The following is a 19,200-nucleotide window of genomic DNA, read 5'->3' as shown; positions in this document are numbered from 1 at the left end:
TTAATCAGTGGGGGTTTTGTCCATCCCCCACTGATTATTAGCCTTTACCAATCGGGCTTTTACGGGCAGTTGATCTCCCACCTAACCTCCTCGGATTCGCCGAATCTGGAGGTGGGAGTCTTACTGCCCGTTAATGCGGGATAAAAAATATTAAATATCACGCCAATTTCTCTTCCTATTTCTTACCTATAAGTGAGGTGATAAAAATGGGAAGCTTATATAATTTAATGAAACCATATAGTCAATTTCGAAGTAAAGAAGAGTTTAATACATATCAAAAACAAGTTTTGAAGTGCTATCGATTTCACTTGAATAAAACGGATGCTATCATTATTCATTTTTTAGGAAAGTATGCAGTGAATGAGAAACAGAAAACAGTGGGAGTTGCTTGTCCGTTAATGGAGACGATTGCTACAAATGTTGGAAAGAGTATTCGTACGGTACGCCGATCGATTGCAAAGTTAGAGGAACTAGGGATTATAAAACGTGTTGCGACAAAAGAAAGATATAAGCGCGGGGGATATAGTGCAAACTTATATGTATTTCTTAAATCTGCAATTGACCGCATGGATGACCGTATGAAAATGTCCGCATGTGAAAGTGATGATCGTACAGATGGCTGTAGTGGAAACGAGCAAAAAAATGAGGAGGAAACAATTCTTTCTAAAAACATTCCACAAATAAAAGATAAAAGAAAAGTAACGTACGAGCTTGATGAAACGTATTGTCGTCACGATATACCGAAGCCTTTCATATACGCACTGGTGCCGATGACGAGTAATCCGAAGAAGATTAATATATTTTGGAGTAAGGTGGAACTTGCTTATAAAAAGAGCGGATTACTAGAGCAAGGTGCTTTATTAGAGGGAATATTAGCTGATGAAGAAGTGCGTGGAAATTTAATTTGGAGGGTGAAAAGTGTTGTGAGAGCGTATAAGTACGGAGAAATTCGTAAAGATGTTGGAGCACTATTGTATAGTACGATGCGAGATTTATTTTTAGAAATTGGATTAGAGTGGGGAGCGGCATTAAGGAGAAGTAAGGGAATACCGTTATTCGATCCATTTAAAAAAGAGCCATGCGTATAATACATGACTCCAAGTAGCTAATCGAACTTTCTTACAACTGGAACACGAATTGCTACAAATAGTACAAAGACGATAACAGCGATTGCACCGCTTTTCATAACCGTTACAATGGGAATGCCTATCCCAAGTGCAAGCGATGTAAATGCGTAAGAGAGCGGAATGAATCCCATCGATGAAAGCATAAGTAAGCTCATAACGCGTCCCATCATCTCTTCTTTTACTGTTGATTGAATCATTGCCATAAGTGGAACGATAGCCATCGCAATTGTAATACCGTAAAACATTCCAGCTAATAACGCTTGCCAAAGTACGGTGCTAAAGTTGATGGCTAGGAAGAATACACCAGACAGTAGCATCATGATAATACAAAATAGACCACGTCTGCGGTTAATGTTTTTTAATCCGACAATGACAGCTCCTATCGCCATCCCGCCGCCAACAGACGCTTCTAAGTAACTAAACTGAAGTGAATCACCGTGCAGAACGTTTTTGACGAAGAGCGGGAAGCCTACTTGCATTGGGCCGATTAAAAATAAATTTAAAAAGGCGCTACATATAAGGAAAGTTGAAAGAAATGGTGATTCTTTTACATATGAAATTCCCTCTTTAATAGAAGTAAACATGCCTTTATCTGTTTCATTTTTTTCGGGTACTGTAAATTGTATTTTTTGAACGAGTATCGCAGCGATAATGAGTAGCAGGATTGTAATTGAAAAGATTGTTTCATAGTTCGTAAATTTAATGAGAATACCGCCAAGTACAGGGCCCAAGATGACCGATCCTTGGTTTGTCATTTGAGTAAGTGAATTTGCTTGTGTTAAACGGCTTTTTTCTACAAGTTCAGGCAGAATAGATCCATCTGCTGACCAGAAGAAAGCGTCAGCAAGTCCGAAGAACAAAGCGAACAAAGCAAATGTATATAGTGTTACATCACCGACGATGAACCAGGTGAGAATGGTTGCGACAAGAATAGCGCGAATAATATTAGAGTAAAACATAATATTTTTTTTCGGGAATTTATCAGCTAATGCTCCGCCGATAATCATAAAGATGAGTCTTGGAACACTAAGAGCCACGAAAACAATACCGAGTGAAGCCTCAAGGTTTAATGTTTTTGCTATGTACCATGTTTGTGAAAAAGTAAAAAAGGCTAAAGCAAAACTTGAAAAGAGAGTAGCTGCCCAAAGAAAAAGGAAGTTCGTATTTTTTAATAACGGTTTTCCGCTTCCTTCTAAAGCAGATTTATTTTGTTGTAGTTCCTCCATATTGCTTCCTTTCTACGTACCAAATTTAGACTGAAAAACCTATTAACAATCGTTTTATACAGTTTCTAATATTTCTATACTGCACTTTCTCATTGTAGACAATAATAATGAATTTGCACAGTGGCTATTTAACGACAAAAAAGAAGATACCAAAGGGTATCTTCTTTTTTGTCATTCACGCTAAAGCGATATAAATATCCACTTGTACGTTATTTGGATCTACTGCATTTTCGTCATAAAGCTCAAAGTCTGTTGTAAAAGCACGTTTGTTTTCTTTCGACCATTGCCAAATATATTCCCAAGTTTCACAAATGACTTCAGACACAGGACCTTTTCTCGTTGTAAATACCGCATACGTTGCGGCAGGTATTGTTAAGGCTGTCATATTTTCAGGAACGTCTTCTAATGAAGAAACAGGCATGCCAATAGTAAATTGATATGTACCAGTTTCATCTGATTCGTAGTTTGAGTAGAAAGCGAATGTTTCTTTTGTTTGTTGATTTGGGATGTGATGCATGATTTGTTCTTGGAAGTATTGGTTCCAAAGTTGTGGGATTTTTCCTTCAGTAGATGCCTCTTTTTCATTTGTCGTCGTAATAGAAACGCCGATTGCTTGGAAAGCTTCTTTCTTAATGATAATAGGTTCTTTCATTATAAAATTCCCCTCCATTGAATGAAACGTATGTTCTGTTTTATTGTAACATATTTTAGGAGTATGTGGTATTTTTTTCTAAAGTACATAGCTGTGAAGAAAGAGAGGTAATTTGGATTAGGGATCTTTATAACAAAAGAACTCCTTTCATGTAAAAGGAGTTCTTTTCATTTCTATATTAAAACATACTTGAGCTATGCATTGGTTGAAGTTTTGCGTTTGGATCGAAGTAAGCTTTTGCATTGTTTACTGCTGTCGGTGCTTCACCAAAGCCGCAAGCAATGAGTTTTACTTTTCCTTCATATGTACAAATGTCACCAGCAGCGTAAATGCCAGGAATATTTGTTTCCATTTTTGAGTTCACGAGGATGCTGTTTTTTTGAATATCTAAGCCCCAATTTTTAATTGGACCAAGTGAAGAAACGAAGCCGTAGTTTACGATTACGTCATCAACATCGATGATAATTTTTTCTTCTGTTTTTACGTGCTGAAGAACAACTTGTTCAATAGTATCATCACCGATAAGTTCAACTGGAACGTAAGGTGTGCTTACTTCTGCACGGGAATTCATTAAGCTTTCTACGCTATGTTCATGTGCACGGAATTTGTCGCGGCGATGAGCAATTGTAACTTTGTCCGCAAGCGGTTCTAACATCATTGTCCAATCTACTGCTGAGTCACCACCGCCGAATACAACGACGCGTTTTCCAGCAAATTTATTCATATCATCAACGAAATAATGTAAGTTTTTCTTTTCGTATTTTGCCCCGCCTTCTAATTCTAAGCGGCGTGGTTGGAAAGCACCATTACCAGCAGTAATAATGACAGATTTGGAGTAGTGAGTTTGTTTATTTGTAACAAGCTTAAATATACCGTCAGCTTGTTTTTCAAGCGTATCAACAGCTTCCTCTAAGCAAACAGTTGGATCAAATTTCTTCATTTGCTCTTTTAAGTTATCAACTAACTCTTGTGCGCGTACTTTCGGGAATCCAGCTACATCATAAATATATTTTTCAGGATATAGCGCGGATAATTGCCCCCCAAGTTGAGGTAAGCTTTCAATAATTTTTACACTTGCTTGTCTCATTCCGCCATAAAATGCAGTGAATAGTCCTGTTGGGCCACCACCAATAATCGTTATGTCGTAAACTTTTTGATTTTCTGTCACTTTCATTCCCCCTATAGATGGAATTTTAATATTGATTTCATATATTGTTCATATGTACACGAAAATCCTGCAAATGATGACACTTTCAAATAAATGATAGCATATTTCAGTTAATAATACTTCTGAAAACGACTGAATAATAAGTAAGTTTTCGAATAGATGTTTTAGAATCGTATAAAATATAATGGAAGGAAAATACATGAAAAAAAGGCTAAAAAACCCTTGAAAACGCTATGTTATTTTAAAATATCGATAATTCTCTAGGTGCTTGAATTATGGAATGAAACCGACTAATATAGGGAAGTATTATGTTAAATTTCTATGACAAATTTCGTACGATTTTTTGACTGCGTTTTGTTATGATATAGAATGTGATAAATTCCACATTCTTGACAAATAGAGTTTTTAGTACTTGGTATTATTTTTTATTACTATTATATAAAGAAAAGGGTTGTGATTTAGTGAAGACTCCAAAAATCGTAGTTTTAGGTGCAGGTTATGGCGGGATGATTACGACTGTTCGTCTGCAAAAAACATTATCTGTAAGTGAAGCTGAAATTACGTTAGTAAACAACAACAGCTATCACTACCAAGCAACTTGGTTACATGAGAGTGCAGCTGGTACATTACAAGATGATAAAATCTGTCTAGATATTCAAGACGTTATCGATACAAATAAAGTGAACTTTGTACAAGATACAGTAGTAGAGATTAAAGCTGCTGAAAAACGTATTATCTTAAAAGATGGTGAATTAGAGTATGATTACTTAGTAATCGGTCTTGGTTTCGAATCAGAAACGTTCGGAATTAAAGGATTAAAAGAGCATGCATTCTCAATCACTAACATTAATGCAACTCGTCAAATTCGTGAGCATATGGAAGAAAAATTCGCTCAATATGCGACTGAAAAACGTGATGAGTTAGTAACAATCGTTGTTGGTGGCGCTGGATTTACTGGTATCGAGTACGTAGGTGAGCTTGCAAACCGTATTCCTGAACTTTGCAAAGAGTACGATGTTCCACGTGAAAAAGCACGTATCATCTGTGTAGAAGCTGCTCCAACAGCACTTCCAGGTTTCGATCCAACATTAGTAGAATATGCTGTGAAACAACTTGAGAAAAAAGGCGTAGAATTCCGCATCGGGACAGCAATTAAGGAAGCAACTGAAGAAGGTATTATCGTTGCAAACGGTGATGATGCTGAACTTCTTAAATCTGAAACTGTAGTTTGGGCTGCAGGTGTTCGTGGTAACGGTATTGTGGAAGAGTCTGGATTTGAAGCAATGCGCGGACGTATTAAAGTGGATGAGTACATGCACGCTCCGGGTCATGAAGATGTATTCATGGTTGGTGATGCAGCGTTAATCATCAACGAAGAGATTAACCGTCCATACCCACCAACAGCACAGATTGCAATTCAAGAAGGTTATAATATTGCACACAATTTAACTGTGTTAGTTCGCGGCAAAGGTGAAATGAAAAAGTTCGCATTTGATAATAAAGGATCTGTATGTTCATTAGGTCATGACGATGCAATGGGCGTTGTTATGGGTAAAAAGTTAACAGGTTGGAAAGCTTCATTCATGAAGAAAGTAATCGACAACCGTTACTTATTCTTACTAGGCGGACCTTTATTAGTTCTTAAAAAAGGTAAATTGAAGTTCTTTTAATATATAGTAGAAAAAGCAGAAACGGCTATGAGCTGTTTCTGCTTTTTTCGTATTGAAAATATAGTATAATATATAAAAAAGAAAGAATATTCTGTTCGTTTTGATGGAGGAGGTTATATCATGGGGAAGCGAGGGAAAGTGTGGTTAGCTGTCAGTGGCTTAGTAGCTACAGAAGATGGGAGATGGCTATTCGTTAAGAAAAAATACGGTGGATTGAAAGGGCAATGGTCTTTACCTGCTGGTTTTGTTAATGAAGGCGAGACTGTTGATGAAGCTGTGAAACGTGAAATTTTGGAAGAGACAGGCATTGTTGCTCATGTAAAGGGGATTATTGGTATTCGCTCAGGTGTTATTCATAATGAAATTAGTGATAATATGATTATTTTTCTTCTAGAGCCAGAGGGAGAAGACGTTATCGTACAGGAGAAAGAATTGTCGGAAGTAGCTTTTTTACATCCGGAAAATATTGCAGATGATCAAAATACTTCTGTACTCATCAAATATTTATTAGAAGGAAGAGCAGAGTCGCATTTTGAAATGGACAAAACATTAAATCCAGGAGAGCAATTTGGTTATACGGCTTATCATGTGTTTACGGCGTATGCGAAGGAGAGGGAGAAGAAGTGAGTATACCGGTACTACTTATTTCAATGATGTTGTTCTTTATTTTATTTTTTGGAATTGGATTTTTACTCAACATGATTTTGCGAGCTACGTGGGTAATGGTTATTGTATATCCGATTATTTGTATGCTTATTATTAATAAAGCGAGTGTATGGGACTATTTTTCAAAGCCAAAAGAAACATTTTCTTCATTTGGGACAAGTGTATCGCATTTAGGACACGCAGATGTGTTTATTCTATCTACTGGATTAGTAGGTGCTGCTTTAGCAGGAATTATAATTAAAAAACTTCGGAAAAGTGGATATCAAATGTTTTAATCTCCAATCAATTTGGAGATTATTTTTTTGCATATTCCTTCATCGTATAGGGAATGATTAACGATGAAGGAGTGTGGAATATAAAAATGTTAAAACGATATTGTATTCGCATTATGATGACTTGTTTACTTGCATTCGCATTATGCGTAACATGGCAGGCTTTCACAGGAGTTTCTTTATTAGAGATTATAAAATCATATGAAGGAACAAGTGTAAAAGAAGTACATGCAGCAGAAATTGAGAAAAAAGTTGCTCCGAGTAAAGAAGTGATAAATGCTTTAGAGCAGGCAAATGACTGGTCTAAATATCGTGTTATAGAAATGACTGCAACTGGTTATACATCAGGTATAGAGTCAACTGGAAAGAGGCCGGGGCATCCAGAGTATGGCATTACATATTCAGGTGTTAAAGCAAAAAGGGATTTATATTCCACAATCGCTGCCGATTTACGCGTATTCCCGCTTGGGACAATTCTATTCGTGCCAGGTTACGGATATGGTGTTGTAGCTGATAAGGGCGGTGCTATAAAAGGAAATCGTCTCGATTTATATTATGATACGGTGAAAGATGTTTATAGCCAATGGGGTAAGAAAAAAGTAAATGTGTATATAGTGAAAATAGGAAATGGCAAGTTTTCGGAAGAAGAGTTAACGATGTTAAATCAAGACGAAACGATGCAAGTGTTTCGAGGACAATATTTGAAATAGGATGTATAGTCGATGGGGCTCTCTCCTGTATTTTTTAGAAAGACCAATACAGGAGAGAGCCCTTTATTATTGGTCTTTAATAGCTGATTTTCAATGTTAAATTTATATGTTATAATCTTTCCTGTACTAGAAGGAAATAACAATTGAATGGGGAGGGACGGAAGAGAGTGAAAGAAATAGAAGCTCTCTTATTATTATGAGAGAAGGAACTTTATCTCAACAGAATATAGTTGTATTGTTTTTTAAACAGTTACGCCCGAAGCAATGGACTAAAAACTTGCTTGTATTTGCAGCGCTAGTCTTTTCTATAAAACAAGTGTCTTTAACTATGGTGGCACAAGCTACAATTTGTTTTGCGCTATTTTGTACGATATCTGGTTGTGTGTATATTTTAAATGATTTTATGGATATTGAAGCGGATCGACAGCACCCTGTTAAACGATACCGACCGATGGCATCTGGCGCATTAAATCCGTATTTTGCAATTACGGCAGGTTGTGTGATTTTAGTAGCATCTTTAGTAGTTTCATATGTATTAAACCCATTATTGTGTTTAGTGTTAGCTGTATATTTCACTTTAAATGTAGCGTATTCAATTCGTCTAAAGCATGTTGTAATAATTGATATTTTAATTATTGCAGCTGGATTTGTTTTACGAGCATTAGCCGGGGGATTAGTCATTCAAGTGCCATTTACACCATGGTTTTTATTATGCACATTATTACTGTCACTATTCTTGGCTATTAATAAAAGAAGACATGAATTAGTGTTGTTACAGGCTAATAAAGGTTCTCATAGAAAAGTATTAGAAAGTTACTCTCCCGCTTTATTAGATCAATTAAGTACAATTGTTACATCAGCAACAATCGTTACTTATGCTATTTTTACTTTTAATGCAGGGAAAAGTATCTATTTAATGTGGACAATCCCATTTGTAATTTACGGGATCTTTCGTTATTTATATTTAGTTCACATGGAAGATAAAGGTGGAGAACCTGATAAAGTTTTATTAGAGGATCAGCATATTTTAATAACAGTGTTGTTATACGCGATAACAGTTATTATTATACTATTGAACTTTTAATTACTCTATTCGGGTTTGTTAAAACGTTTAAGAAGAGTGTCTTAAACGTTTTTTATTTGGAATAAAAACAGTTAAGGAGTATAGAGATGCAACAATTTTTAATGATTATCTTATCAGTTGGTATGGGAGTTGTAGGACAAATTTTATTAAAGTTTGGTGCAATGAAATCGCAAAGTTCAGCGGCTTTAGGTATTATGAATTTTGTTAATTTACCAAACTTTTTTGGATTAGCTTTTTACGGTTTAAGTGCATTATTATGGATGATTGTACTGAGAAAGGTTGATCTAAGTTATGCATATCCAATGGTGAGCTTCGGATATGTATTTGTTATTATTGCGTCAGCACTATTATTTGGTGAAACTATCAATTCCATGAAAATTGCTGGAATGGTATGTATAGTGGTTGGAATTTTATTTATTGCGAAATCATAGGAGGTAAAGCAATGGGAACATATTTATATTGTGTACTTCCATTTATCGCTTGGGTAGCTTCGGGAGTATTGAAATTTTTGGTGAATTATCTTCGTTCTGGAAAAGATGCTTTTCGTTTAGTTGGAAACGGTGGGTTTCCTAGTACGCATACAACGATTTTATCAAGTATGGTCATGACAATAGGGTTTCACGAAGGTTTTAATACACCGATGTTTGGGATAGGAATGGCAATTTTAACAATTGTTATCATTGATGCCACAGGACTCCGACGTACGGTTGGTAAACATGCAAAAATGTTGAATAAACATATTAGTTCGGAAGAAGAGAAATTAAGAGAGCGCCAAGGACATCATTGGCATGAGATTTTTGGTGGATTGATGTTAGGAACAGTTATTGGGTATGTAGCACATTTAATTATGGTATTTTTACCTTAGAGAGGAGAAGCAGTATTGAATATTTGGAATGGTTATAAAGGAAAGGGGATATTAGCCCTGGTCCTTTTCGTTTTTTATTGTTCATTTTATTTTTTTATTGGCTGGAAAATGGATACTCACTCTAAGCTTTTGAGTGAAGCGTGGGTGGTTGATACCTATTTTTCTTTAGATCAAGGATATTATATTATCTCCTTTTTCCTTGAAAAAGTAGATATAGCAGCGGCGACCTGGTTCCGACATCCTTTCCTTTATTATTTTGTTCAAGGGTTTATGTGGATATTGGAGACAGTGAAAGTAGGGAATATAATACATGGTATTATATTCATTCAAGCGTTCTTAAGTGCGATAAGTGTAGTTATGATTTATATGTTATGCTGTAAAATTTGTAAGAACGCAATTGTTTCTTTCCTACTAGCGGTCATGTATGGATTTTCAGCTACTATGTTAGTTATTACGTGGACACCCGAATCTTTTATCTATGCAAATTTCACATTAGTACTTATGTGCTTTGTATGCTATCCATTTATTACAGGAGAAAAAGAAGCGAAAACGGGATTCAGCATTGCGAATGTATTGTTGGCAATAGGAATAACAGGGGTTACATTAACCAATTCGTTTATCTGGTTTTTAGGTAGTGTGATGAGTTATAAGAAACTGCAGAAAAAAATTATTTGGACTGGTATTTCAATTGTTATTGTCGTGGTCCTGTTTGTATTAGTAATGAACGCAAATAATGTAGTTCTTATCGAAGCATTAAAGGGTAGTATGGACTTTACTACGCAAGAACAGATTTTTTCACCAGAATACGTTAAGCCATCAGGTATATTAATATTTCATCTATTATTAGGATCTTCTTTCATCTTTGGTAATTTCTCAGAAGTACCTTTACGAGCAGCAGATCAATTTGCGCAATTGAACCTTCTTCCATCGCATACTATGATCGGATGGATTGTGATTGTATCTGTGTATGCTTTTATATTGGTAGTTGTGTGGAAAAACTTTACAAAAGAACCTTTCGTGAAGTTTTTAAGCTTATGTTTATTATTTAATATCGTTTTACACGGAATTGTTGGTTTTGGAAAATCTGAAGCATTTATATATGGTGCACATATGCTGTTTACAATACCGTTATTATTGGCATATGGTTTTAAAGTGATGAGACGTGTAAAAGTAGTTACTTTATGTTTAATATTAATATTAATAATTATAAATAATTTTGAAAGTATGCTATATTTTTATCATTTTGCAGTCTCGAACTATTCTTTATAATAAAACGTATTTTTAATAAAAGGGTACTTTAGATAGGGTTTCTAAAGTACCCTTTTTACTATTTTTAAAAAATAGTATTCATAGAATTAAATACAAAACAGAAGTCCGAATTATCGCATTTTAGAAAAAATATAGTTATAATGAAAATAGAGAAATTTAGGGGGGCTGAACATGTTTCAAGTACAAAAAGAATTAGCAAGTCATGAGGCGGTAATTGTTGCCTTATTTGAAGAAGATAAAACGAGTAGCTTTGTACAAGAACTGGATAAAGCGTTTGAAGGACAATTACAAGTTTTATTAGAAGAAAAAGAACTTTCAACTAAGAAGAAAGCCATTTCAAAAGTACATAGCTTAGGAAAAACAAATGTTAAACGTTATTATTTTGTTGGTTTAGGTAAGAAAGAGTCATATACAACAGAAACGTTACGTGCGGCTCTTAGTAAAGCTTTTAAATCGTTACAATCAGCAAAAGTAAAAGACGCAGCAATCTTACTTGATTCTTTCGTAACAGAGAAATTAGATGCGATTGATGTAGCTCATATTGCAACAGAAGTATATTGTCTTGGTACATACGGATTACAAACATATAAAACGGATGAAAAAGAAAGAGTAGAGTTAGAAAAACTGATTGCTATTACAGCGGAAGATGCACAAGAAATTGAAGCAGCATTAACGGTAGGGTACGTACATGGACGTGCAACGAATTCAGCTCGTACGCTTGTAAATATGCCGCCAAACGTATTAACAGCGACAAAGCTTGCTGAGTATGCAGTTGAATTAGCGGAAAAATACGATATGGATTATAAGGTTCTTGAGAAAGAAGAGATGGAAGAGCTTGGTATGGGTGCATTACTTGCAGTAAACCAAGGATCTACTGAACCGCCAAAAATGATCGCTCTTATTTATAAAGGAAAAGAAGAGTGGAAAGATGTAATTGGATTTGTTGGAAAAGGGATTACATATGATACTGGTGGCTATTCTTTAAAACCACGTGAAGGCATGGTTGGTATGAAAGGTGATATGGGCGGCGCTGCAGCTGTTCTTGGCGCGATGGAGATCATCGGTGAACTTCGCCCTGAGCAAAATGTAATTGCTGTTATTCCATCAACTGACAACGTTGTAAGTGGTACAGCATTTAAGCCAGACGATGTAATCACATCTATGAGCGGAAAAACAATTGAAGTATTAAATACAGATGCAGAGGGTCGCCTAGCGTTAGCTGACGGTATTACGTATGCGAAAAAACTAGGTGCAAACTATCTTATTGATGTTGCGACATTAACAGGTGGTGTAATTGTTGCACTTGGAAATCATACGACAGGCGCAATGACAAATAATGAAGAATTGTTTGAACAAGTGTTAGAGGCTTCTATGGAAACGGATGAGCCAATTTGGCAATTGCCGATTTTTGAACGTGATAAAGAACGTGTCAAAAACAGTAAATTTGCTGATTTAAATAACTCACCAGGCCGTGAAGGACATGCGGTTATGGCTGGGACATTCATTGGTGAATTTGCAGAAGAAACACCATGGGTACACTTAGACATCGCTGGAACATCTGAAACATCCGGAGCACATGATTTAGGACCATCTGGAGCAACAGGTGCAATGGTGCGTACACTTGCAACACTTGTTGAGCGTTTCGGAGAAGAATAATTTTTGAAGAAAAGGCTGTCTCAAATTTTTGGGATAGCCTTTTCTTATTGATATGGTATGACTATTGTCAGTTTTTGTCGGTAAGTTGATATGTCTTGTAGAAACGTCGATATATTTCAATTTGCGTCGATATACTTGGAGTTACGGTTAATATAATTTCATTTACTATTTTACCGTTCCCAAAAGTGCTACATAGTGAAAGATTCGTCCTATAAAGAAATCGTATATAACGTCCCGCTTAAAGCGAATGAAGTACGCCCTGTTTCCTCAGAGACAACTAATATAAGTGCATCAATTTTCTCGGATAAGCCAATTGCAGCCCTGTGACGTGTTCCTAGCTCAGGATTGATTTCTGTACTTTTTGTTAATGGAAGAATATTAGCCGCTGAGACAATATGATTATTTTTAATGAGAACGGCTCCGTCATGAAGAGGGTTTCCTGGATAAAAAATTGATTCAAGTAGTGGAGCGGTTAAGTGTGCGTTTAATGTCGTTCCAGTTTGAATGAAAGAATCAAGAGCGTCACTTCGTTCCACGATAATAAGAGCACCGTGTTTTCGAGCGCTTAAATGTTGGACAGCTGTAGTGATGAAATGTGAACTTTCCGTATAAGGTGATAAATATGCTTGAATATAATATGTAGCTGCTAACGTCTGTACATTTGTTAACATATGATGAATATCTTCCATTTTACATAAAATACATTCATCTTCTTTATCGATTGCATGCTTCATGTTTGATAATTCTTTTTCAGCAATTTCAATCATCTGCTTTGTTTTTATTTTGAGCTCTTCTGACAAGCCCCATTCTTGCATAATCCTCATTCCCTTTGGTGGAGTATTTAACCATAGTGTATACAAATATTTATAGTAAAATCCTGCTAGATTTTAAAAAATATTGAGATTCAGGTTGTTTTTTTCATATAATGAAGGTACGACAGGCGAGAGGAGATGGAAGTATGAATTGGAAACAAGAATTTAGTCGCTGGCTTTCATATGCAGAATTAGACGCAGAATTAAAAGAACAGCTAGAAAACATGAAGCAAGATGAGAAGAAAATCGAGGATAGCTTTTATAAAAATCTAGAGTTCGGTACAGGTGGTATGCGTGGTGAACTTGGTGCTGGTACGAACCGTTTAAATGTATATACAGTTCGTAAAGCAACAAAAGGATTAGCTATGTTTATTGAAAAATTAGGTGAAGAAGCGAAAAAACGCGGTGTTGTTGTCGCGTATGATTCTCGTCATAAATCACCTGAATTCGCAATGGAAGTAGCTGCTACTCTTGGTGCACACGGTATTACAACATATGTATTTGAAAGCCTACGTCCAACACCAGTGCTTTCTTTCGCAGTTCGTCATTTACATACAGCAAGTGGAATCGTTCTTACGGCAAGCCATAATCCGCCCGAATATAACGGTTATAAAGTATATGGTGAAGATGGTGGCCAGTTGCCTCCAAAGGAAGCTGATGAGTTAATTAGCTACGTAAATGCAGTAGAGAATGAATTAACAGTTGAAGTTGCTGATGTTGAGCAATTAAAAGCTGACGGTTTATTACATATAATTGGACAAGAAGTAGATGATGCATATGCAGCAGAATTGAACAATGTCATTATTAATAAAGAGATGGTGAAAGAAGTAGGAAAAGATTTAAAAATTGTCTTTACACCATTACACGGAACATCAAATATTTCTGTACGCCGTGGCTTAGAAGAAGTTGGATTTACAGATGTAACAGTTGTAAAAGAGCAAGAGTTACCAGATCCAAACTTCTCTACAGTAAAATCACCAAATCCAGAAGAGCACGCAGCGTTTGAGTATGCAATTCGCGACGGTGAAAAAGTAGGCGCTGATGTGTTAATCGCAACAGATCCTGATGCAGACCGTCTAGGTGTAGCAGTTCGCAATCATGATGGTGAGTTCCAAGTGTTAACTGGTAACCAAACAGGTGCGTTAATGCTTGATTACTTATTATCACAAAAGAAGGAAAACGGAACGCTTCCAGAAAACGGTGTTGTTTTAAAAACAATCGTAACGTCTGAAATTGGCCGTACAATCGCAAAAGCATACGGTTTAGATACAGTTGATACGTTAACTGGATTTAAATTTATCGGTGAAAAAATTAAACAGTATGAAGAAAGTGGACAATATGACTTCCAATTCGGTTATGAGGAAAGCTACGGTTATTTAATCCGTCCATTCTGCCGTGATAAAGATGCGGTGCAATCCGTCCTATTTGCATGTGAAGTAGCTGCATACTACAAATCACAAGGTAAAACGTTATACGATGGTCTGCTAGAAGTATTTAAGAAGTATGGGTTCTTCCGTGAGGACCTTGTATCGTTAACGTTAAAAGGAAAAGATGGTGCCGAACAGATTCAAAAGATGATGGCAACATTCCGTGAGAATCCTCCGAAAGAAGTAGCTGGTTTAACAGTCGTTGCAGTTGAGGATTATAAGGAAAGTATCATTACAACGTTACAAGATGGAAATAAGGAAGAGATTCACTTACCGAAATCAAATGTGTTAAAATATCAATTAGAAGATGGTTCTTGGTTCTGTTTACGTCCATCGGGCACAGAGCCGAAAATTAAATTCTACTTTGGTGTACAAGATGATTCCTTACAAAATAGTGAACAAAAGTTACTTACTATTAAAGAAGATATTATGAATCGTTTATAATAGAATAGAGTGCTACTGATAGGAAAAGGGGAGAACGGAGAACGGCCTCCTCTTTTCTTATAGTTTTGTATGATGTAGAGGATTATTAAGAGATAATGTTATAAATTTGCACCTTACTAAGAGAATTAAAAGGAAAAGCGAGGGTATTTGTCATGAAAAAAGTGAGAAAAGCAATTATCCCGGCAGCGGGATTAGGAACACGCTTTTTACCAGCAACGAAAGCAATGCCAAAAGAAATGCTTCCAATTGTAGATAAACCAACAATTCAATACATCGTAGAAGAAGCAGTAAAATCAGGCATCGAAGATATTATTATCGTTACTGGTAAAGGAAAGCGCTCTATCGAAGATCATTTCGATAATGCATTTGAATTAGAGCAAAACTTATTAGAGAAGAAAAAGTATGAGTTACTTGAAAAAGTACAAGCTTCTTCTAAAATGGTAGATATCCATTACATTCGTCAAAAAGAACCAAAAGGATTAGGACATGCTGTTTGGTGTGCACGTAAATTCATTGGTGATGAGCCGTTTGCAGTATTATTAGGCGATGATATCGTTCAAGCTGAAAAACCATGTTTACGTCAATTAATGGACGAGTATGACAAAACACTTTCTTCTGTTATTGGTGTACAAACTGTTCCTGAAGCAGAAACACATCGCTATGGAATTATTGATCCGTTAGAGCAAGAGGGACGTCGTTATCAAGTTCGTAAATTCGTTGAAAAACCAGCGCAAGGTACTGCGCCTTCAAACTTAGCGATTATGGGACGTTACATTTTAACTCCTGAAATCTTTATGTTCTTGGAACAGCAACAAGTTGGAGCGGGTGGCGAAATTCAGTTAACGGATGCAATTCAAAGCTTAAATGAAATTCAACGTGTATTTGCATATGATTTTGAAGGAAAGCGTTATGACGTTGGTGAAAAATTAGGATTCGTTCAAACGACAATTGAAATGGCATTGCAGCACCCAGAATTACGTGATGATATGCTAGTGATGATGAAGAAAGTTTTAGACGAGCAAATGAAGCAAGAGTCTTAATATAGTGATATAATCCCCTGTTGGATGAGCGGTAAAGGAACGTATTTACTGCTTAATCTAAAGGGGATTTTTTTGAGAAAAAAAGACACTCTGGAAAGAGTGTCTTTAATTAGAACTTAAATTTTTATCGGTAGGATTCAATTCATTAGCTTTTGATTTAATTTCATCAGTAATAGCGATATTAATATTTCCAGCTGCTTTTTTGTATTCCTGAATTAATGTATTAACGTTTTGGTTGAATGTGATTAAACTGCCACTTGGAGATTGAGCTTGTTCATTGAGAGCGGTAATAATACCATATATTTTTTTATATTCTTCATAGGTTTCTTTATACTTATTTGGCTGTTCTTTTGCAGCTTCAGAGACTAACTTTAAATCCGTTCCCATATTGCTGTAAAACGTATCTACAGTTGCAACCGTCCCATCAATTTCTGTTCTCTTAGATCTAAGCGCATTATTGAAGTCATTTCTTTGATCAATCGCTTTTGACCATGTAGTTGAATACTCGGATAATACATAAGAAGCTGAATATCTAAAGGTTTCTATATCATTATAAAAAGATGCCGCAGCAATTAAGTAATCAGCTTCTTTTTTCTTTTGGGCTTGAATAGCTTGATATTCTTCCTCCATATTCGTTACTTTTGTTATCGTAAAGAGAAGGATGATGATTGATATAACTGATGTAAGAAAGAGTATTATAGATGTTAATAAAGATTTTTTTGCTGGTAATTTTCGTACTTTCTTAATTAACCCAATAACAATAAAGATTAAAGCTGCGCATAAACTAATTATAGTAAGTATTAAAAAGAAAAATGCTAGACCGTTTCCAAAGGTATATTGCATTCCTAACTCGCTATTTCCATATAATTTGTAACTGATGCTCATACCTAGTATAAAAAATAAAGATAGTACTCCGACACTTATTTTAATAAGTGTATTTTTTGATAGCTTCACTGATTTTCCTCCAAAATATTGTTTTAATTAGATGTGCAAAATGTAAGATTTGCTGAACTATCATAACAAAATTTATTTCTAATATGTGTCGTATATTGTCGAAAATAAAAAATGAGTTATTTCAGTATACTGAAATAACTCATTTTTTATTATGAAATCGTCGAATGAGAATGCTGATAAGCGGAACGACGTACAGCATAGTATATGCGAGGTGCGATAATAGCGCCGATAATTGTAAACGCAATATCCTTTACTGCGAACCACATCATAATCATCCAGGCAGCTTTATAACTCATATTACCACCCATGAAAATATTGACTGCCCCGTACATATAAGTAGTACCGATAATATACGTTAAAATGATTCCGACGAAAGAAGCAATTGCAAAGGTGCTGAATGTTGGTCGTTCTTTTTGTTCTACTAGTTTTCCTGATACGTAAGCAACGATAATAAATGCGATAATAAAACCACCAGTAGGATCTAAAAGTGCTCCAAATCCAGCTTTGAAGTTAGCGAAGATTGGCGCACCTGCTACTCCAACAAGCATGTAAACAGTCATTGATAATGCCCCAAGTCTACTCCCAAGAAGAAGACCTGCTAAAATTGCGAAAAATGGTTGCATAGATAATGGAATGCCCGCTATTTGTAAGAATGGTGCCCACGATACAATATTTGCACCAATAGCCATAAGAGCGACGAACATGGCAGCTAATGCTAAATCTAAAACATGAAGCTTCTTCATAATGTTAACCTCCAGTTGTATTTAGGTTAACATTATCGTAGCGAAAATATTTACTTGTTGTCAATCAAAATATTTTGATAAGAAGGCTTTAAATAGTCTCTAAGCAATGTGTATGGAATACGAAACTGCGGAATTCCGCTTGAATAAGGAGCAATTTCATATAAAGAGAAATAAATTACAAGATTATCCGGTTCTAAAAAGTAGTGAAACTTTTTAGTACTCGTTACTTTTTCGACTGCATCAGGAAAATAAATGCTTTCATTTTGTTTAATTTGTCTTACAATCTCTGTGCGAATTATTTCTTTATATTTATCCTCTTGTTGAAATAAATCGTCTAAGTGTAATAATTTTTTTTCGTTTAAATCAAATGTATTTGCCTTCCATGTATACAGTCCGTGCGCTCCGCCTGTATATTGATAGTAATTCACATATAGGCTGAGGAAAGGTGGTTTGTTTAAAGCTACTTTATAGTCAACATTTGCAACGTATGGATGAAAAGGTGTGCTAGATCCTTCTGTTTCCTCATAATATTTCTTCGCTTCTTTTTCTAATTTACTTTTAAATTTAGTAGTAGAGTTTTTGTAATAGGAATTCAGCTTATTTTGAAATTTCGAATCAGAAAAGTTGTGAAAGGAAGGCCTATTAATTTGATATTCTATATAAGGTTTCTTACCTTTTTGCGTTACAGTCTTAACATTGATTGTCAGGTTGGATGCTTTGGCTGCTATTGCACAATTTGGTACAATAGTCAGCAAGGAGAACATAAGCAATAGTATACAAAATTTCTGTTTCATTTAGGTGAAACCTCCTTATATAAGTGTTATAGGTAGTTTGAAATTAAATAGGTAAAATTATACATTTGATCTAAAGTGAGAGAGGTTGAAAACGATATGTCAAAAACTTTAATGGATTCGCTTGGAATTGAGTTGTTAGAAATGACAGAGGATAAAGTAGTTGCTACAATGCCTGTTGATGAACGTACGCATCAGCCGTTTGGATTTTTACACGGTGGTGCATCTGTTGCATTAGCAGAAACTGTGGCAAGTGTTGGTTCATACAATTTAATTGATCAAGAAAAATGTATTTGTTTCGGTTTAGAAATTAATGCAAATCATATTCGCTCAAAGCAAGATGGAATTGTAACAGCAATCGGAACACCAATACATAGAGGACAATCGACAATGGTTTGGGATATTCGCATCATTGATGAAAATGATGAGTTACTATGCATATCAAGATGTACAGTAGCAATTAAAGAAAAACGTGAAAAATAGAAAAGAGGCGGCTCTTATGAGCTGCCTCTTTTTTATCCCGCATTAACGGGCAGTAAAACTCCACCTCAAAATTCAGGTGGAGCAAAGAAGTTAGGTGGGAGATCAACTGCCCGTAAACGCCCGATTGGTGAAGGCTAATAA

Annotated in this window: 20 protein-coding genes; 13 read left to right on the top strand and 7 right to left on the bottom strand. The window is 35.6% G+C overall.

Translation table 11 applies throughout. The annotated features are described in order from the left end of the window. Window positions 1–206 precede the first annotated feature (206 nt). Window positions 207–1,088 (top strand): helix-turn-helix domain-containing protein, encoded by an 882-nt coding sequence (locus tag MKY70_RS25630; protein WP_088033135.1) that lies wholly within the window; start codon window positions 207–209, stop codon window positions 1,086–1,088. Window positions 1,089–1,105: 17 nt separating this feature from the next. Here the strand turns inward: MKY70_RS25630 and MKY70_RS25625 are convergent, their stop codons facing one another. The 3 genes from MKY70_RS25625 to MKY70_RS25615 form a co-directional block, all read right to left on the bottom strand. Further along, window positions 1,106–2,353, bottom strand: a complete 1,248-nt coding sequence (locus tag MKY70_RS25625; RefSeq protein ID WP_002034542.1) for an MFS transporter — start codon at window positions 2,351–2,353, stop codon at window positions 1,106–1,108. Between the two features lie 175 nt (window positions 2,354–2,528). After that, complete coding sequence (locus tag MKY70_RS25620; protein WP_002191058.1) at window positions 2,529–3,005, bottom strand: GyrI-like domain-containing protein; 477 nt, start codon at window positions 3,003–3,005, stop codon at window positions 2,529–2,531. A 178-nt stretch (window positions 3,006–3,183) separates the two neighbouring features. After that, entirely contained in the window at window positions 3,184–4,173 is a 990-nt protein-coding gene (locus MKY70_RS25615) for an NAD(P)/FAD-dependent oxidoreductase (protein WP_341026012.1), read from the bottom strand. 461 nt (window positions 4,174–4,634) lie between these two features. Here MKY70_RS25615 and MKY70_RS25610 point away from each other — a divergent pair, with 461 nt between their 5' ends. The 9 genes from MKY70_RS25610 (at window position 4,635) to pepA (ending at window position 12,365) form a co-directional block, all read left to right on the top strand. Further along, entirely contained in the window at window positions 4,635–5,843 is a 1,209-nt protein-coding gene (locus tag MKY70_RS25610; protein WP_341026010.1) for an NAD(P)/FAD-dependent oxidoreductase, read from the top strand. A 120-nt stretch (window positions 5,844–5,963) separates the two neighbouring features. Next, the gene (locus tag MKY70_RS25605) at window positions 5,964–6,470 is read left to right on the top strand and encodes an NUDIX hydrolase (protein ID WP_002015875.1); all 507 of its coding nucleotides are present in this window, start codon (window positions 5,964–5,966) and stop codon (window positions 6,468–6,470) included. Beyond that, window positions 6,467–6,784 (top strand): YuiB family protein, encoded by a 318-nt coding sequence (locus tag MKY70_RS25600; protein WP_002089308.1) that lies wholly within the window; start codon window positions 6,467–6,469, stop codon window positions 6,782–6,784. The genes MKY70_RS25605 and MKY70_RS25600 overlap by 4 nt, the downstream gene beginning before the upstream one ends. Before the next feature lie 86 nt (window positions 6,785–6,870). Further along, a complete protein-coding gene (locus MKY70_RS25595; protein WP_078185144.1) occupies window positions 6,871–7,491 on the top strand; it encodes a 3D domain-containing protein in 621 nt (206 codons plus the stop codon). 196 nt (window positions 7,492–7,687) lie between these two features. Beyond that, a complete protein-coding gene (locus MKY70_RS25590; protein WP_341026008.1) occupies window positions 7,688–8,575 on the top strand; it encodes a decaprenyl-phosphate phosphoribosyltransferase in 888 nt (295 codons plus the stop codon). Window positions 8,576–8,661: 86 nt separating this feature from the next. Further along, complete coding sequence (locus MKY70_RS25585; protein WP_088033125.1) at window positions 8,662–9,006, top strand: EamA family transporter; 345 nt, start codon at window positions 8,662–8,664, stop codon at window positions 9,004–9,006. Between the two features lie 11 nt (window positions 9,007–9,017). Then, the gene (locus MKY70_RS25580; RefSeq protein ID WP_033714045.1) at window positions 9,018–9,440 is read left to right on the top strand and encodes a divergent PAP2 family protein; all 423 of its coding nucleotides are present in this window, start codon (window positions 9,018–9,020) and stop codon (window positions 9,438–9,440) included. 15 nt (window positions 9,441–9,455) lie between these two features. After that, window positions 9,456–10,709 carry a DUF6080 domain-containing protein gene (locus MKY70_RS25575; RefSeq protein WP_341026007.1) on the top strand — a complete coding sequence of 418 codons (1,254 nt, stop codon included), beginning with the start codon at window positions 9,456–9,458 and terminating at the stop codon, window positions 10,707–10,709. A gap of 171 nt (window positions 10,710–10,880) precedes the next feature. Beyond that, a complete protein-coding gene (gene pepA / locus MKY70_RS25570; RefSeq protein ID WP_341026005.1) occupies window positions 10,881–12,365 on the top strand; it encodes a cytosol aminopeptidase in 1,485 nt (494 codons plus the stop codon). A 209-nt stretch (window positions 12,366–12,574) separates the two neighbouring features. Here the strand turns inward: pepA and cdaS are convergent, their stop codons facing one another. Beyond that, window positions 12,575–13,180 (bottom strand): sporulation-specific diadenylate cyclase CdaS, encoded by a 606-nt coding sequence (cdaS, locus tag MKY70_RS25565; protein ID WP_341026003.1) that lies wholly within the window; start codon window positions 13,178–13,180, stop codon window positions 12,575–12,577. A gap of 143 nt (window positions 13,181–13,323) precedes the next feature. On the opposite strand from cdaS, the gene MKY70_RS25560 reads away from it, so the two are divergent. After that, window positions 13,324–15,048 (top strand): phospho-sugar mutase, encoded by a 1,725-nt coding sequence (locus tag MKY70_RS25560; protein ID WP_341074619.1) that lies wholly within the window; start codon window positions 13,324–13,326, stop codon window positions 15,046–15,048. 152 nt (window positions 15,049–15,200) lie between these two features. Beyond that, complete coding sequence (gene galU / locus MKY70_RS25555) at window positions 15,201–16,088, top strand: UTP--glucose-1-phosphate uridylyltransferase GalU (RefSeq protein WP_002015869.1); 888 nt, start codon at window positions 15,201–15,203, stop codon at window positions 16,086–16,088. 105 nt (window positions 16,089–16,193) lie between these two features. Here galU and MKY70_RS25550 read toward each other — a convergent pair whose 3' ends face one another. The 3 genes from MKY70_RS25550 to MKY70_RS25540 all read right to left on the bottom strand — a co-directional run bounded on the left by MKY70_RS25550 (window position 16,194) and on the right by MKY70_RS25540 (window position 18,579). After that, on the bottom strand, window positions 16,194–17,042 hold the full coding sequence (locus MKY70_RS25550; protein ID WP_002166534.1) for a hypothetical protein: 849 nt from the start codon (window positions 17,040–17,042) through the stop codon (window positions 16,194–16,196). Between the two features lie 149 nt (window positions 17,043–17,191). Beyond that, window positions 17,192–17,785: a biotin transporter BioY gene (locus MKY70_RS25545; RefSeq protein ID WP_078185138.1), complete on the bottom strand. Its 594-nt coding sequence runs from the start codon at window positions 17,783–17,785 to the stop codon at window positions 17,192–17,194. Window positions 17,786–17,835: 50 nt separating this feature from the next. Further along, a complete protein-coding gene (locus MKY70_RS25540) occupies window positions 17,836–18,579 on the bottom strand; it encodes a DUF3298 and DUF4163 domain-containing protein (protein WP_002129698.1) in 744 nt (247 codons plus the stop codon). A 96-nt stretch (window positions 18,580–18,675) separates the two neighbouring features. Between MKY70_RS25540 and MKY70_RS25535 the strand changes: the two genes are divergently transcribed. Next, window positions 18,676–19,059 carry a hotdog fold thioesterase gene (locus MKY70_RS25535; protein ID WP_002034550.1) on the top strand — a complete coding sequence of 128 codons (384 nt, stop codon included), beginning with the start codon at window positions 18,676–18,678 and terminating at the stop codon, window positions 19,057–19,059. Window positions 19,060–19,200 lie beyond the last annotated feature (141 nt).

This window comes from Bacillus sp. FSL R9-9492 (genome assembly GCF_038007365.1).
Lineage (GTDB): Bacteria > Bacillota > Bacilli > Bacillales > Bacillaceae_G > Bacillus_A > Bacillus_A mycoides.
The sequence above is the reverse complement of the archived record's forward strand: the minus strand, read 5'-3'. Positions and strand labels throughout refer to the sequence as shown.